General features: G+C 53.4%; 13 protein-coding genes, 2 tRNA genes and 1 other RNA gene. 8 read left to right on the forward strand and 8 right to left on the reverse strand.

The annotated features are described in order from the left end of the window. Positions 1-204: 204 nt before the first annotated feature. A complete protein-coding gene (locus PL263_RS15010) occupies positions 205-606 on the reverse strand; it encodes a hypothetical protein (RefSeq protein WP_140914277.1) in 402 nt (133 codons plus the stop codon). 256 nt (positions 607-862) lie between these two features. Here PL263_RS15010 and metG point away from each other — a divergent pair, with 256 nt between their 5' ends. The 3 genes from metG to PL263_RS15025 all read left to right on the forward strand — a co-directional run bounded on the left by metG (position 863) and on the right by PL263_RS15025 (position 3,754). Beyond that, complete coding sequence (metG, locus tag PL263_RS15015) at positions 863-2,911, forward strand: methionine--tRNA ligase (RefSeq protein ID WP_278210098.1); 2,049 nt, start codon at positions 863-865, stop codon at positions 2,909-2,911. A gap of 10 nt (positions 2,912-2,921) precedes the next feature. After that, entirely contained in the window at positions 2,922-3,494 is a 573-nt protein-coding gene (gene rsxB / locus PL263_RS15020; RefSeq protein WP_278210099.1) for an electron transport complex subunit RsxB, read from the forward strand. 183 nt (positions 3,495-3,677) lie between these two features. After that, a tRNA-Arg gene (locus PL263_RS15025) sits at positions 3,678-3,754 on the forward strand. Positions 3,755-3,937: 183 nt separating this feature from the next. Here the strand turns inward: PL263_RS15025 and PL263_RS15030 are convergent. The 4 genes from PL263_RS15030 to PL263_RS15045 form a co-directional block, all read right to left on the reverse strand. Further along, positions 3,938-4,462 carry a hypothetical protein gene (locus tag PL263_RS15030; protein WP_278210100.1) on the reverse strand — a complete coding sequence of 175 codons (525 nt, stop codon included), beginning with the start codon at positions 4,460-4,462 and terminating at the stop codon, positions 3,938-3,940. 418 nt (positions 4,463-4,880) lie between these two features. After that, complete coding sequence (locus PL263_RS15035) at positions 4,881-6,629, reverse strand: autotransporter outer membrane beta-barrel domain-containing protein (RefSeq protein WP_278210101.1); 1,749 nt, start codon at positions 6,627-6,629, stop codon at positions 4,881-4,883. Between the two features lie 102 nt (positions 6,630-6,731). Continuing rightward, entirely contained in the window at positions 6,732-7,130 is a 399-nt protein-coding gene (locus PL263_RS15040) for a CcdB family protein (RefSeq protein ID WP_278210102.1), read from the reverse strand. Positions 7,131-7,838: 708 nt separating this feature from the next. Beyond that, positions 7,839-7,915, reverse strand: a tRNA-Met gene (locus PL263_RS15045). 270 nt (positions 7,916-8,185) lie between these two features. Here PL263_RS15045 and rnpB point away from each other — a divergent pair. The 5 genes from rnpB to rimK all read left to right on the forward strand — a co-directional run bounded on the left by rnpB (position 8,186) and on the right by rimK (position 11,327). Then, an RNA gene (gene rnpB, locus PL263_RS15050) (RNase P RNA component class A) lies at positions 8,186-8,536 on the forward strand. A 33-nt stretch (positions 8,537-8,569) separates the two neighbouring features. Then, positions 8,570-9,193, forward strand: coding sequence for a methylthioribulose 1-phosphate dehydratase (locus PL263_RS15055; RefSeq protein WP_278210103.1), 624 nt, complete (start codon positions 8,570-8,572; stop codon positions 9,191-9,193). Continuing rightward, complete coding sequence (locus tag PL263_RS15060) at positions 9,190-9,747, forward strand: cupin (protein WP_278210104.1); 558 nt, start codon at positions 9,190-9,192, stop codon at positions 9,745-9,747. The genes PL263_RS15055 and PL263_RS15060 overlap by 4 nt, the downstream gene beginning before the upstream one ends. Continuing rightward, the gene (gene mtnC, locus PL263_RS15065; RefSeq protein WP_278210105.1) at positions 9,744-10,418 is read left to right on the forward strand and encodes an acireductone synthase; all 675 of its coding nucleotides are present in this window, start codon (positions 9,744-9,746) and stop codon (positions 10,416-10,418) included. The genes PL263_RS15060 and mtnC overlap by 4 nt, the downstream gene beginning before the upstream one ends. 18 nt (positions 10,419-10,436) lie before the next feature. Beyond that, positions 10,437-11,327, forward strand: a complete 891-nt coding sequence (gene rimK / locus PL263_RS15070) for a 30S ribosomal protein S6--L-glutamate ligase (RefSeq protein WP_278210106.1) — start codon at positions 10,437-10,439, stop codon at positions 11,325-11,327. A gap of 38 nt (positions 11,328-11,365) precedes the next feature. On the opposite strand, the gene PL263_RS15075 is transcribed toward rimK, so the two are convergent. From PL263_RS15075 to PL263_RS15085, 3 genes are read right to left on the reverse strand one after another with little or no spacing between them, the layout of a single operon-like run. Further along, a complete protein-coding gene (locus tag PL263_RS15075) occupies positions 11,366-11,776 on the reverse strand; it encodes a biopolymer transporter ExbD (protein WP_140913943.1) in 411 nt (136 codons plus the stop codon). Positions 11,777-11,780: 4 nt separating this feature from the next. Further along, a complete protein-coding gene (locus PL263_RS15080) occupies positions 11,781-12,449 on the reverse strand; it encodes a MotA/TolQ/ExbB proton channel family protein (protein ID WP_140913944.1) in 669 nt (222 codons plus the stop codon). Positions 12,450-12,467: 18 nt separating this feature from the next. Continuing rightward, positions 12,468-13,253, reverse strand: a complete 786-nt coding sequence (locus PL263_RS15085) for an energy transducer TonB (protein WP_278210107.1) — start codon at positions 13,251-13,253, stop codon at positions 12,468-12,470. Positions 13,254-13,300: the final 47 nt, after the last annotated feature.

The raw sequence follows: 13,300 nt of genomic DNA on the forward strand, positions 1-13,300 counted from the left end.
GTACCTGCATGAGGTGGCGATAATCTAGCAAAGACGCCTAACGTTTAAAATGTGGCCTATTGCCGCGCGACAATATGTCTCTACCCTGCGTGATATCACGCACTTATGGAAAAATCGTGGGCTCTTTGACTTGGTTTTCGCGTTAGTTTTGGCGCGAAGGGGGTGAAGCGCAATAAGCTTGGTTATTGCGCTTTGCGCTGGGGCTTATTTGATTTTCAACAGCTCTTTGCCGTCGCTGGAGAAGTGGCAAATACCGGCAGCGAAGTAGGTGCATTCTTCGGATTGGTCGAGTTTGGCACCGTTGGGGGTAAGATGAACTTTGACGGTGCAGGAACGCGCTTCGCCTTCGATGTGCTTTTTCAAGACCAATTCATTCTCGCCGGCCGCTTTGGCATCACCTGTAATCTGCGCGGAACAGGCGTGTTTGCCCACTTCATCCGGATTCGGTTCGAAATCCACATCGGCGGTTACGCTATATTCGTTGCCCAGTTTGGTGATTTTCAAATGTTGAACATGATTGCCGTCGCGCAAGATGTAATGGTCGGTAGCAGCAAACGCAGAGCCGGACGCCAGTAGAGCGGCGGCCAAAATCAAACCTTTTTTCATGGTGTAACCTCATCTCTTTTTAAAATTATTCAAGCTGTGGCGCAATCGGACCGGTTTATGGGTCAGCAAACCGGCGCAACGCTTGAGCGGAAAGCCCTGGCGATTGTACCGCACGGTTTGGCATAACCAAAAGCTGGAAAACCCAGGCTGCGGCAGCCGATGCAGGAAACGCCGTCTGGCCGCGGGCGGGCATTCCATGAAACCCCCGGCGTTTTATGCCATAATCCGCCCTCATTTTTTCCGGCCGATTTTCCCCATGTCCAAGCGAAAAATCTTAGTTACCAGCGCCTTGCCTTACGCCAACGGCCCGATTCATTTGGGCCATCTGGTGGAGTACATACAGACCGATATTTGGGTGCGCTTTCAAAAACAACGCGGCCACGACTGCTTTTATGTCTGCGCCGACGACACCCATGGCACGCCGATAATGCTCCGCGCCGACAAGGAAGGCATCACTCCGGAACAGCTGATCGCCGACATCGAAAAGCAACACCGCGCCGATTTCGCCGAATTCGGCGTCGCATTCGACCATTACCACAGCACTCATTCGCCGGAAAACCGGGAGTTTTCGGCCTTGATTTACCAGCGTCTGCGTGCCGGCGGCCATATTAGCCAACGCAGTATCACCCAGGCCTATGACCCGGTGAAAAACATGTTTCTGCCGGACCGTTTCATCAAGGGCGAATGCCCTAAATGCGGCGCGCCGGATCAATATGGCGACAGTTGCGAAGCCTGCGGCGCTACGTATTCGCCGACCGAGCTGAAAAACGCCGTTTCCGCCATTTCCGGCGAACGGCCGATCGAAAAAGAATCGGAACATTACTTCTTCGAATTGGGCCATTTCGAGCAAATGTTGCGGGATTGGACCACCGCCGGCCACTTACAGTCGGAAGTCGCCAACAAAATGGCGGAATGGCTGGAGAACGGCTTGCAGCAATGGGATATTTCCCGCGACGCCCCGTATTTTGGGTTCGAGATACCCGATGCGCCCGGCAAATACTTTTACGTCTGGCTGGATGCGCCGATCGGTTACATGGCCAGCTTCAAGCATTTGTGCGACCGGCAGGGCTTGAACTTCGACAGCTTCTGGCAAAAGGACAGTGACGCCGAGCTTTACCATTTCATCGGCAAGGACATCATTTATTTTCATGCCTTGTTCTGGCCGGCGATGCTGACCGGCGCCGATTTCCGCACCCCGAGCGCTATTTTCGCCCACGGTTTCCTGACGGTTAACGGCGAAAAAATGTCGAAATCGCGCGGCACCTTCATCAAAGCTCGCACCTATTTGGACCATTTGAATCCCGAATATTTGCGTTATTACTTCGCCGCCAAACTCGGTGCCGGCGTCGACGACATCGATTTGAACTTCGACGATTTCTGTCTGCGCGTCAATTCCGACGTGGTCGGCAAGGTGGTCAATATCGCCAGCCGCTGCGCCGGTTTTATCCACAAGCGTTTCGATGGCGTGCTGTCCGACACCTGCGCCGAACCGGCTTTGTTCCAGCAATTCGTCGATGCCAACTCTGCGATTGCCGAGCTTTACGAGCGGCGCGAATTCGGTAAGGCGATGCGGGAAATCATGGCGCTGGCCGACAAAGCCAATCAGTACATAGACGAGAAGAAGCCTTGGGTCATCGCCAAGGAAGAAGGCAAAGACGCCGAATTGCATGCCGCTTGCAGCATGGGTATCAACCTGTTCCGGATGTTGGTGGTTTATCTGCGGCCGGTGATTCCAACCTTGGCCGCCAACGCCGAGGGCTTTTTGAATATTCCGCCACAGGCCTGGCCGAACAAGGTCGAGCCGTTGCTCGGCCACAAAATCAACGCCTTTACGCCGTTGATGACCCGGGTCGAGCCGGACAAAATCGCCTCCATTGTCGAGGCGTCCAAGGAGAACCTGGAAAAAACGCCACCGGCCAAAGCCAAGCCGGCAAAGGCCGCATCTCCCGCGCCGGCCGCCGGCATCGAGCCGATCGCCAGTCCGATTGAGATCGACGACTTCGCCAAAATCGATTTGCGCGTCGCTCGAATCGTCAAAGCCGAGTCGGTCGAAGGTGCTGAAAAACTGCTGCAACTGACCGTCGATTTGGGCAACGAAACCCGCAATATCTTCGCCGGCATCAAATCGGCTTACACGCCGGAACAACTGGAAGGCAAGCTCACCGTGGTTGTGGCCAACCTGGCGCCGCGCAAAATGCGTTTCGGCACCTCGGAAGGCATGGTGCTGGCGGCCGGTCCAGGCGGCAAGGATATCTTCGTGCTATCGCCGGATCAAGGCGCGCAACCGGGCATGCGGATTAAATAAAACCAAGCGCATGACGGCAATCGAAACTACGCTAGCCGACCGCATCGACGCCGTTCTGCCGCAAACCCAATGCGGCAAATGCGGCTACCCCGGTTGCCGGCCGTATGCGGAAGCCATCGGTAACGGCGAAGCCGATATCAATCAATGTCCGCCTGGCGGGGCCAAGGGCATCCAGTTGCTCGCCGACTTGCTTGGGGTTGACGTCAAGCCGTTGAATCCGGCATTTGGCATGGAACGTCCGCGGTTGGTAGCGGTGATTAACGAAGCCGAATGTATCGGCTGTACCAAATGCCTGCCGCCGTGTCCGACCGATGCCATCCTGGGCGCTAACAAACATATGCACACCGTCATCACCGATTTATGTACCGGCTGCGAATTGTGCGTTGCTCCGTGTCCGATGAATTGCATCGCTATGGTTCAGGCAGCAAATCCCGAGTGGACGACAGCAGATGCGGAACGTGCCCGCCTGCGCTATCAAGCCCACAACCGGCGTGTAGCCAGGCTGGAAGCAGAAAAAGCCGAACGTCAACTTCGGCAAAAACAGATGCTGGCAAAATTGAGATCGGCAAAAAATTCTGCGTAAGCGCAAGCGGTCCATGACTTTGCCGGCTTTTGCCCGTATAATTGCCGGCTGTAAACAAGGTCCCATAGCCGCTGCTAGATCGGGACTGGCCCACCGGAAACGACAGTCAGCCGGTTTAGGGTTATAGAGAACGTTCAAGACCGTTTGCCAAAGTGACTGTAACGTTAGACCGCAAATCACATTGCGCCCGTAGCTCAGCTGGATAGAGCGCAGCCCTCCGGAGGCTGAGGCCAGAGGTTCGAATCCTCTCGGGCGCGCCATTTTGACATCTTCCCCCAAACCGCATTTTTGGCTCTGTGCCCTGGATGTGCCTTAACTGTGCCACACATTTAAAGTCCATTACGCGCATTGACGCTAAACGACCTTCGCCCTCAAATCGGTAGAAATTTAAAATTTTGAATATTCAGCCCGATAAGACATAAAGACCAGTTACATTCGGTAGTTCAATTTACCGACGTATTTTGAAGGGAACCTACAGCGTCATATAGCGCGTCGAACAACTGCACCGTGGTAAAGATCATCGTTTTGGCTAAGCGCACCGCGTCTGTCGAGCGACACGGTTGTTGGTCGATGGCGGCATGCAAAAACCTCACCAGTCCCGTTTGATGTTCCTGATCAAACGTATGGTCTGGATCGTTTGGCTTTGCCTGCTTGATCGCCATATTCATCTCTCGATCCAGCCGTTCGGCGCGCTCTTCAAACCAGCGATTGCCGACCAGACGATGATCCGGGACTTTGCCAAATGCCTGCTCATAAACGGCGATAACATCAAAACACAGATCCATGAACAAATGGGCCATTGCTTGATCCATGTCGACCATCACCGATGGAAACACATTCAAGATCGTTTGTGCAAAGGCCGGTTGACGGGTTTGGAATCGTTCCAAAATGGCCCGGCCTGACTGTTCGTCTTGGCTTCTGGCGTATTGAAGGGCTGCAAAGAGTTGCTGGTCGGAGAGTTCTTGCATGATGATGGTTAGCTTAAAACGGCTTATCAAATCATCACCGGCTCGGCGATGCAAGCCAAGCAATAACGGCTACCGATAACAAGCAGCCGCGCGGTTGCAGTTGGCCCACGTTAACCGTCCAGTGACAGTCTACTGTCCGACAAGATGCAGCGCCCATGTGTGTTGGATTAGCTGGAATCTTGCATGGGGTTTCGGCGGCTATCAACCGGTTGAGGGGGCTGAAACTGCTGAGCGTGATGTGCGGCGGTGGCTTTTTTGGCGGCGATCCGACTGTGCTTGTAGAGAGAAAACCATGCCCCCATCCGATGTTAATTATGGAATGTGCGTCAGGGAGGAGGGGACCGAAGGCATGATTTGTATGGTGTTCGCGTCTTTTCCTCGAGTCGTCAGACTCGATTAAATAAACACGTAGCGACCCCTAAAATATGATCTTTAAGCCAATCTGCCCCGTGTAGCCTTGATTGGTTGAAGAAACAACAGTGTTGCCCGATGCGAAGAACACAAACCCATCTTTATTGGTAACTTGCAAGCTAATCCCTAGGTCTGCTGAATCTGAAGCGGCACTGGCGCCATTGACAGTCCAAATCCCTGTCGGTAACGCTTGAAACGATCCCGTCAGAGTGCGGTCGGTTTGGAATTCATGAATCCATGCCATTCTGAGTAATGGGTATAGAGACCACTCTTTGTTGATGTTGTACGCCTTGTCGACTTGAACGCCTAAACTGCCTTGCTCGGACATAACGTTCTTGCTCTGAACCGATAGACCCAAGTGATTTGTGTTCGATTCGTTGTAATGGCCCATTTGTAACGAAGTAGCCTGAATTGCGATGAAAGGCATCATGTTTGCTAATGGGTTTTCAATCCGATATCCCGCCTCCAGCCTACCTGTAAATGCATTGCTGTTAGTGTGGGAGCTTATCTCGGTCGTTGGTCCAATACCAGCGACATACCTCGTCGATGAGTTACTGAAATAGCCGAAATCAAAGATGCTGTTTAGGTAAAACTTATTCCATTTAGCGACGCTATATAGGCCAAACTGACCTGATACGGCTGAACCGGAAGATGCGAGCGCGGATACATTGTAGCTAGTCGATGTGGCTCCTGCCATGGCACCCACCAAGAGGTTAGGGCCAATCTCGTAATCGAATCCAATAAGACCGCCGCCTGTTTGTGTTGATACAGAAGCTGAGCCAACGATTGAAGAGCCGCTCAACGAATTTGATCCGCCCACACCAGCCGCCCAGCTTCGGAACTGGCTGTTGTCGTTATTTGCGCAGGAATGGCCGATAACCAGGTCGAATTGTGCTTTGTTCTGTTTAGCCCCGGCACCTGCTTGGCATTCATCCATGAGCCAGTAAGCACCTTGTCTTCTTACTGTATCCACAGTGATATTCGTTGCATCAAAGCTGGCAGTTTGTTGTGCAGAAATACCTTCGCCGGATATTGAATCAAAAACAGCCTGCACTTGTGGGACTGTCATTGTAACAAAGCGATTTAGAATGCTTTGGCCAGCAGTTGATGCTGGAGTAATTAAGGCTGTGTTTAAGCCGGTAGCGACCGCCAGCTGATTTTGATTGGTTGCCGTAGATATGAAGTTTGGTTGTTGGTACACATAAATTACCACGGCATTTAGTTCACCAGCCGAGGTCCAGACGCCATTTGAATAAGATTTCAAGCCAAGATAGGTGTAACCATTAAACCCAGATGGTTGCGTGCCGGCTGGCGCGTTTCCGGTATTTCCCCATCTGAAATTGAAAAGCCCAGGAACGTTTGAGTCTGATTTAAGTACAAGTGCATAAGCAGTATTCGCTGTCAGTAGCCAATTTGGTATCGCAAATGTATACATTTGCTGACCACTTGACAGGGTTATTGGCTGGAGAGGGAGGCTATTGAGCTGGGTATTTGGAAGCTCAGACGCAACCGAGTAAAGGTCAATTTGGATATTGGTCGACTGCGGATATCCGCATCCAACCCCTGAGCAATTCAGTCCTAGCTGAATGGAACTTATTTCACTGGTAGCCCATGAGGGAGTAGAAAAGATAAGCCCCTTCCAATCATTCGCGCTTATACCAGAGCCGCCATTGGTCGCGTTTGGGGTATTTGTAATCGCGACAACAGGGGTTGCTAGTACATTATTAGCTACCAGAAAATGACAGTTAAATGTCAAGCATATTGCTAATTTGGAAAGCTTTCTTTTCAATGGGATTGGACGCTATCTTTAAGGGCAGGAAAATTTTTTATCCTACCTAGTGATAGAGATTTCGAAGGATTATGCTTCCGACTCGCAAAATAATAATGTTCGAACCCGGCGGCAATTGGTTGGTCGCGGTCCTTGACTTTCAAGCCCCCTTTCCTCGCCAATTAATTTACCGCAGAATTGTAGATCAAATTTCTCCCGATATTGGAGTAGCTCTAGTTCCAGGGTAGCGTCCTTTGTTAGCGATGCCTTATCAACCTGCGTCGAAGTGTTATCAGGAATTGCAAAAACTGGCAAAACTTGTCCGCCGTTTAACAATTCGGAAGTTAACAAATCCAACGTCGCCAAAATCTCGCTTCTCAATGCCCCCACATCTGCAACCTTTGTACCCAGGCTGTTTGCCGGAATCGCAGCCATTTCCTGAACTGCCAGCAAGTATTCCTGTTGATCGAATTCAAAAACTGGATTCAAACGGGTAATAGGCTTTTTTCTCGGACAATTTGATGGCAGGAACCAGCAGCCGGGTTTTTAGTGCACCGAGAAAATCGCTCTGCAAATTTAGGAGCAGTAGGGCTAACGTCGATTTGCATCACTATGCCTTGCGTATTTTTATGCACAATCAAATGCTTTGCCTAGTCAAGCTAACAGGTTGGTGAAAAACCATATTTGAGACGCTAATTTTGCTCAATCGAACCAACTTGTAGTAGGAAATCGGCTTCATCATCACTAAATATAGAGTCATTCAAAGCCAAAAAAGAGTTTTTCACCAACCTGCTAAGCCAGTGATTTAGAAATTCTCATTGCTAGACGGTTGTAGGCCAGCCTCGTTCTGTTGATTTGGCAACAGCTATCTTGCATCCATTGTTTCGGTCGGCGCGTGGCGTTGGATCAGACCCTTTGGGAGGCCATATGCAAGCATTGTACTGACTGGGTTTGCATTCCCAAGGCCTGCGCCACTTGGTTGGGTGCAGGAAATGCTGAAATCAGGAAAAGCAGGCCGCAGGGGCAGGGATGTGGCCTTACCCTTGACAGCTTACGCGATAGGCAAGCAGGGCTATTTTTGGTCGAAAATGCCAACAGTTGAACTTGGGCGAATGCCTTAGTATTGGTTGCTATATTCGAGAAACCTTGGGGCAACAAAAAAGGCCTAGGTCGTTAAACCTAGGCCTTTTATTTGTCTGGTAGCGGGGGCAGGATTTGAACCTACGACCTTCGGGTTATGAGCCCGACGAGCTACCAAGCTGCTCCACCCCGCGATTGATAGTGCCGCATTATACTGGTCGCCAAAAAAATAGCAAGCAATAAACATGCAAAATCATTTGCTGCCGCCGCGTTCGTACCTTCATTTCCTTAAAGTTCGTAGTCGCTGAATAGATCAGGATGCGTTGGCTGGCGCGCAGGGACCGAATTCTCGGTTCTCTATGCATCAAGGATAGCCGGGCTAGCGTTCGGCTGTTGCCAGCGGCCATGGCTTCGTTCGAGCTCAGAACGAACTATTTCCCGGTGTAACCTGTATAATCCCCGCCAGAGTTGGCCGAACAGTCGCCGTTCCGCGCAAGCGGGAGGGAGGAAAGTCCGGGCTCCATAGGGCAGGGTGCCAGGTAATGCCTGGGAGGCGCGAGCCTACGGAAAGTGCCGCAGAAAATATACCGCCTGGTTCGTATCGGACCCGGTAAGGGTGAAATGGTGCGGTAAGAGCGCACCGCGCAACTGGTAACAGGTGTGGCAGGGTAAACCCCACCCGGAGCAAGATCAAATAGAGGAGCATTGGCGTGGCCCGCGCTGCTCCTGGGTAGATTGCTTGAGCGCTTGGGTGACCAAGCGCCTAGATGAATGGCTGTTCACGACAGAACCCGGCTTACAGGCCAACTCTTCCATTCCCCTATTCTTTTGCCTTCCGCAAAGACTCCATGACCTTAAAATCCGACGAATTTTTCCTGAAGGCCGAGCAACTGATCGCTGCCGGCCGCTTCATCGACAGCAAGGGCTGGGTGCCGGCCACCAGCGGTAATTTTTCGGCGCGATTGGCGGACGGCAATATTGCGATTACGGTTTCCGGTCGGCACAAAGGTCGCTTGCAAGCCGACGACATCATGCTGATCGACCCTCAAGGCCGCTCGCTGGACGGCAAGAAGCCGTCGGCCGAGACCTTGCTGCACACCTCGATTTATCAGCGTTACCCTGATGTCCAAGCCGTGTTGCATCCGCATTCGGTCAACGCCACGTTGACCGCCCGGCTGTTTCAAGACGAAATCGTCCTGGAAGATTACGAACTATTGAAGGCTTTGCCCGGCATCGATACCCACGAAAGCCGCATCGTGGTGCCGATCTTTGCCAACGACCAGGATATCGCGCGTCTGGCGGCCAAGGTCGAGGGCTATTTGGACACCCACGGCGACATTCACGGTTACATCATCGCCGGCCACGGTTTTTACACTTGGGGCGCTTCGGTTGACGACGCGTTGCGGCATCTGGAAGCCCTGGAGTTTTTGTTCGATATTGAAATTCGTCTGCATGGAGTAAAACGCTTATGAGCGCATTGACTACTTATCCCGCCAACCAACCCGGCCAAGGCCAAACCTGGCGCGATTTTGACGCGATTGCCGGCCAACTGAGCGGACTGGGCGTGCAATTCGAGCGCTGGCAGGCCGAGCAAACCTTTGCCGCCGATGCGCATGCCGACACGATATTGGCGGCTTACCGGAGTTCGATCGACAAATTGAAGCAGCAATACGGTTTTCAATCGGTCGACGTGATCAGCCTGAACGCCGAGCATCCGAATAAGGATGCGTTACGGCAAAAATTTCTGGCCGAGCATACCCACAGCGACTTCGAAGTGCGCTTCTTTGTCGAAGGCAAAGGCTTGTTTTACCTGCACGTCGGCGATCAGGTCCACGCCGTGTTGTGCGAACAAGGCGATTTGATCAGTGTGCCCGCCGACACCAAGCATTGGTTCGATATGGGGGAAAATCCGGCTTTCAAATGCATCCGCCTGTTCACGACCGAAGACGGCTGGGTAGCGGATTTTACCGGCGATAAAATCGCAGATAGCTTCCCGACGCTGGACCAATACCTCGCTGCATTATGATCGAAGCCATCGTTACCGACATCGAAGGCACAACGTCGTCGCTTTCGTTCGTCAAGGACGTACTGTTCCCTTACGCCCGCCAACACCTGCCCGCCTTCGTCGCCGAGCACTGTGCCGATCCCGAGATAAAAGCCTTGCTGGACGATGCCAATCGGCTCGCGGGAGGCCAACTCGAACAAGCGGCATTGATCGAACAATTTATTGCTTGGATCGATGCCGACCAGAAAATCACGCCGCTGAAAGCCCTGCAAGGCTTGATCTGGTTGGACGGTTATCAAAGCGGAGACTTTACCGGCCACGTTTACCCGGATGCGGTGCGCAATTTGCGGGCTTGGCAGGAGCGCGGCTTGAAATTGTACGTTTATTCTTCCGGCTCGGTGCAGGCGCAGAAATTGTTGTTCGGTTACAGCGATTTCGGCGATTTGACGCCGTTATTCTCCGGCTATTTCGACACCCGCATCGGCGGCAAACGCGAAGCCGAGTCTTATCGAAAAATAGCCGAAGAACTCGCATTGCCCGCTGCGCAGATTCTGTTTCTGTCCGACATCAAAGAAGAACTGGATGCGGCGCGGGCCGCCGGCTTTGCTACCCGCTGGCTGGTGCGGGACCAAACGGCGGATGCCGGCGCCGACCATCCGCAAGCGGCCGATTTCGATGCGATACGGTTCTGATCCGGCTCCGCAAGGCCTATGAAAATCGCCATCTTGTCGCGTGACCCGGCGCTGTATTCCAGCGTACGGCTGATGGAGGCCGCCAGAGCGCGCGGCCATGACGCGCGCATATTCGATCCGACCCATTGCTACATGAACATCACGTCGATGAAGCCGTCGATTCATTACATGGGCGAGGATTTGCTGGGTTACGACGCGGTGATTCCGCGTATCGGTGCGTCGATTACCTTCTACGGCACGGCGGTGTTGCGCCAGTTCGAAGTGATGGGCGTCTATACCTTGAACAAGTCGGCGGCGATCAGCCGCTCCCGCGACAAAATGGCTTCCAGTCAGCTGCTGGCCCGCAAAGGCATCGATTTGCCGATCACTGCGTTTGCGCATAATCCCGACAACATCGAAGATCTCATCGCCGAAGTCGGCGGCGCGCCGTTGGTGATCAAGCTGGTGGAAGGCTCGCAAGGCATCGGTGTGGTACTCGCAGAAACTCACAACGCGGCGCATAGCGTGATTCAGGCTTTCATGGGCTTGAACGCCAACATCATGGTGCAGGAGTTCGTTCAAGAGGCGGCCGGCAGCGACATTCGCTGTTTCGTGATCGGCGACAAAGTGGTCGCGGCCATGAAGCGCCAAGGCCGCGAAGGCGAATTCCGCTCGAATTTGCATCGCGGCGGCACCGCAACACTGATCAGGCTCGCGCCGGCAGAACGCGCCGCAGCGGTTCAAGCGGCGAAAATCATGGGCTTGGACGTGTGCGGTGTCGATTTACTGCGATCCAAACGCGGACCGTTGGTGATGGAAGTGAATTCGTCGCCGGGGCTGGAAGGTATCGAAAAGACCAGCGGCAAGGATATTGCTGGATTGATGATCGAATATATCGAGAAAAACGCCGGAAAGGCCAAGTCCGCGTAACAAGAGCCCGGCACAAAACCGGGCTCGGAATAAAGTCGTTACTGTTCCAACGTGACGAAAGCCAGCTTCGAGATGCCTGCGTGTTGCACGGTGGCCATCACTTCCGCCACTTTGCCGTAGTTGACGCCTTGATCGGCATAGATATGGATGATCAGTTCGGGGTTGGCGGCCAGTTCGCTTCTCAGCGTAGTGTCCAGCGCGGCCAGATCGGCGACCGAATTCTTGTTCAGAGTCACCGCGCCCTGGGCGTCGATACCCAGTTGCATCGGCTGTTTTTCGGTATCCGGGGTGGTGGAAGCCGTTTTCGGCAGCGCTACGTTTACCGATTGGGTTAGCAAAGGTGCGGTTACCAATAAGATGATCACCAGCACCAGCATGACATCGACTAACGGCGTGACGTTTATTTCACTGACCGCCTCGTCGTCTTCCGAATTCGTTTTAAATCCCATTTATTTACTCCTTGTTTTTACCGTTGTCGCCAAAGGCGATATGCAGAAAGCCGTCCACGAAATTCTCCAGCGACGCCCGATGGTGCTTGGCGCGCCTCAGGAAAAAATTGTAGGCCAAGACTGCCGGAACCGCCACTGCGATACCGATGGCCGTGGCGATCAAGGCGTCGCCGATCGGGCCGGCCACGACATCCAGGCTGGCCGAGCCGCTGGCGCTGATGTCATGCATTGCGTGCATGATGCCCAATACCGTACCGAATAAGCCGACAAACGGCGCCGTGCTGCCGATGCTGGCGAGCATGGTCAGACCGCTTTCCATCCGGCGTTGCTCGTCCTGGGTTTGTTTGCGCAGGGTCTGCTCCAGCAAATCCTGCGGCGAACCGCGGAATTTCAGACTGGCGCAGGTCTCCGGGTGACTCATTTCCGCCAGCCAGGCGAAACCGCATTGGGCAATGCGCGCTTTCGGGCCGCGCGCGGTCTCGGTGGGCAATTGTTCAGCGGCTTTCAAATCGACCGAGTCCCAAAAAGCGGCGTTGTATTTTTTGTTGTAGTAGTTGTTTTTGGCGAATTGCCAAATTTTGAACAGAATCAGAGTCCAGGTTATCAGCGAAAACACCACCAGTGTGTACAGGGTGGCGTCGATAACAGCTTCTGGGGCTATATGGTAAGGCATTACTCTCTCCGAGTTTTATTATTCACGTAGTGTAAAAATGATTGGCACGATCACCGAACTGGCCACCGGCGTTTCACCGCGCTTGGCCGGAATGAATTTCCATTTTTTAACGGCCTCCACCGCCGATTCGTCCAGTATTTCGTGGCCGCTGCTCTGATCCACCGCGACCGCTTCGCTCAGGCCATCCGCGGAAACTTGGACTTTTAGCAGCACCTTACCCTGCCAGCCGCGGCTCTTCGCGATCATCGGATATTCCGGTTTCGGATTGTGGGCGTAATTGGCGCGATAATTTGCTTCAGTAAACTGTTCGGCGCGGGTCGGCACGCTGCTCGTACTGGTGGCCGGAGCGCTGGGGGCGCTCGGCGCGCTCACCGGTGCCGGCTGCGGCTCGGCCGGAGCTTCTACCGGCGCAAATTCCGGGGCTTTTTGCACAATGGGCGGCGCCTTTTTCGGCAGCGGTTTCGGTTGCGGTTTTTTGGGCGGCGGTTTTTTTTCCGGCGGCGGTGCAGGCGGTGGCGGAGCCGCAGCAGGTTTGGGGGCGGACATTGCGATCATCGAGACTTCCATGATCAGCGGTTGGGCCTCGGTCAGTTTCTCTTCGGGCTTTAGCAATTGCTGCAGGCCCCAGATGTGCAACAGTAATACCAAGACCGCCAATAATCTGAGCATACTGGCGGGCCGTTCCTCGCCGAATAAGCCTCGCCAAAACCAATGTTGACCGCGCCCCCCTGTCTGTCCCACGCCGCCGAACGATACCAAGTGATTTTCCGGCAAAGCATCCTCGTGGTTTTTAAATAAAAACATATAAGCAGTTCAGTACAAAAATATGCGCGATTGGTTTTTAATCATAC

The organism is Methylomonas sp. EFPC3 (assembly GCF_029643245.1).
Classification (GTDB): Bacteria; Pseudomonadota; Gammaproteobacteria; order Methylococcales; family Methylomonadaceae; genus Methylomonas; species Methylomonas koyamae_B.

Bases quoted from the DNA above. Each gene is read 5' to 3' on its own strand.
- PL263_RS15010 (WP_140914277.1), bottom strand. From the start codon at position 606: ATGAAAAAAGGTTTGATTTTGGCCGCCGCTCTACTGGCGTCCGGCTCT.
- metG (WP_278210098.1), top strand. From the start codon at position 863: ATGTCCAAGCGAAAAATCTTAGTTACCAGCGCCTTGCCTTACGCCAAC.
- rsxB (WP_278210099.1), top strand. From the start codon at position 2,922: ATGACGGCAATCGAAACTACGCTAGCCGACCGCATCGACGCCGTTCTG.
- PL263_RS15030 (WP_278210100.1), bottom strand. From the start codon at position 4,462: ATGCAAGAACTCTCCGACCAGCAACTCTTTGCAGCCCTTCAATACGCC.
- PL263_RS15055 (WP_278210103.1), top strand. From the start codon at position 8,570: ATGACCTTAAAATCCGACGAATTTTTCCTGAAGGCCGAGCAACTGATC.
- PL263_RS15060 (WP_278210104.1), top strand. From the start codon at position 9,190: ATGAGCGCATTGACTACTTATCCCGCCAACCAACCCGGCCAAGGCCAA.
- mtnC (WP_278210105.1), top strand. From the start codon at position 9,744: ATGATCGAAGCCATCGTTACCGACATCGAAGGCACAACGTCGTCGCTT.
- rimK (WP_278210106.1), top strand. From the start codon at position 10,437: ATGAAAATCGCCATCTTGTCGCGTGACCCGGCGCTGTATTCCAGCGTA.
- PL263_RS15075 (WP_140913943.1), bottom strand. From the start codon at position 11,776: ATGGGATTTAAAACGAATTCGGAAGACGACGAGGCGGTCAGTGAAATA.
- PL263_RS15080 (WP_140913944.1), bottom strand. From the start codon at position 12,449: ATGCCTTACCATATAGCCCCAGAAGCTGTTATCGACGCCACCCTGTAC.
- PL263_RS15085 (WP_278210107.1), bottom strand. From the start codon at position 13,253: ATGTTTTTATTTAAAAACCACGAGGATGCTTTGCCGGAAAATCACTTG.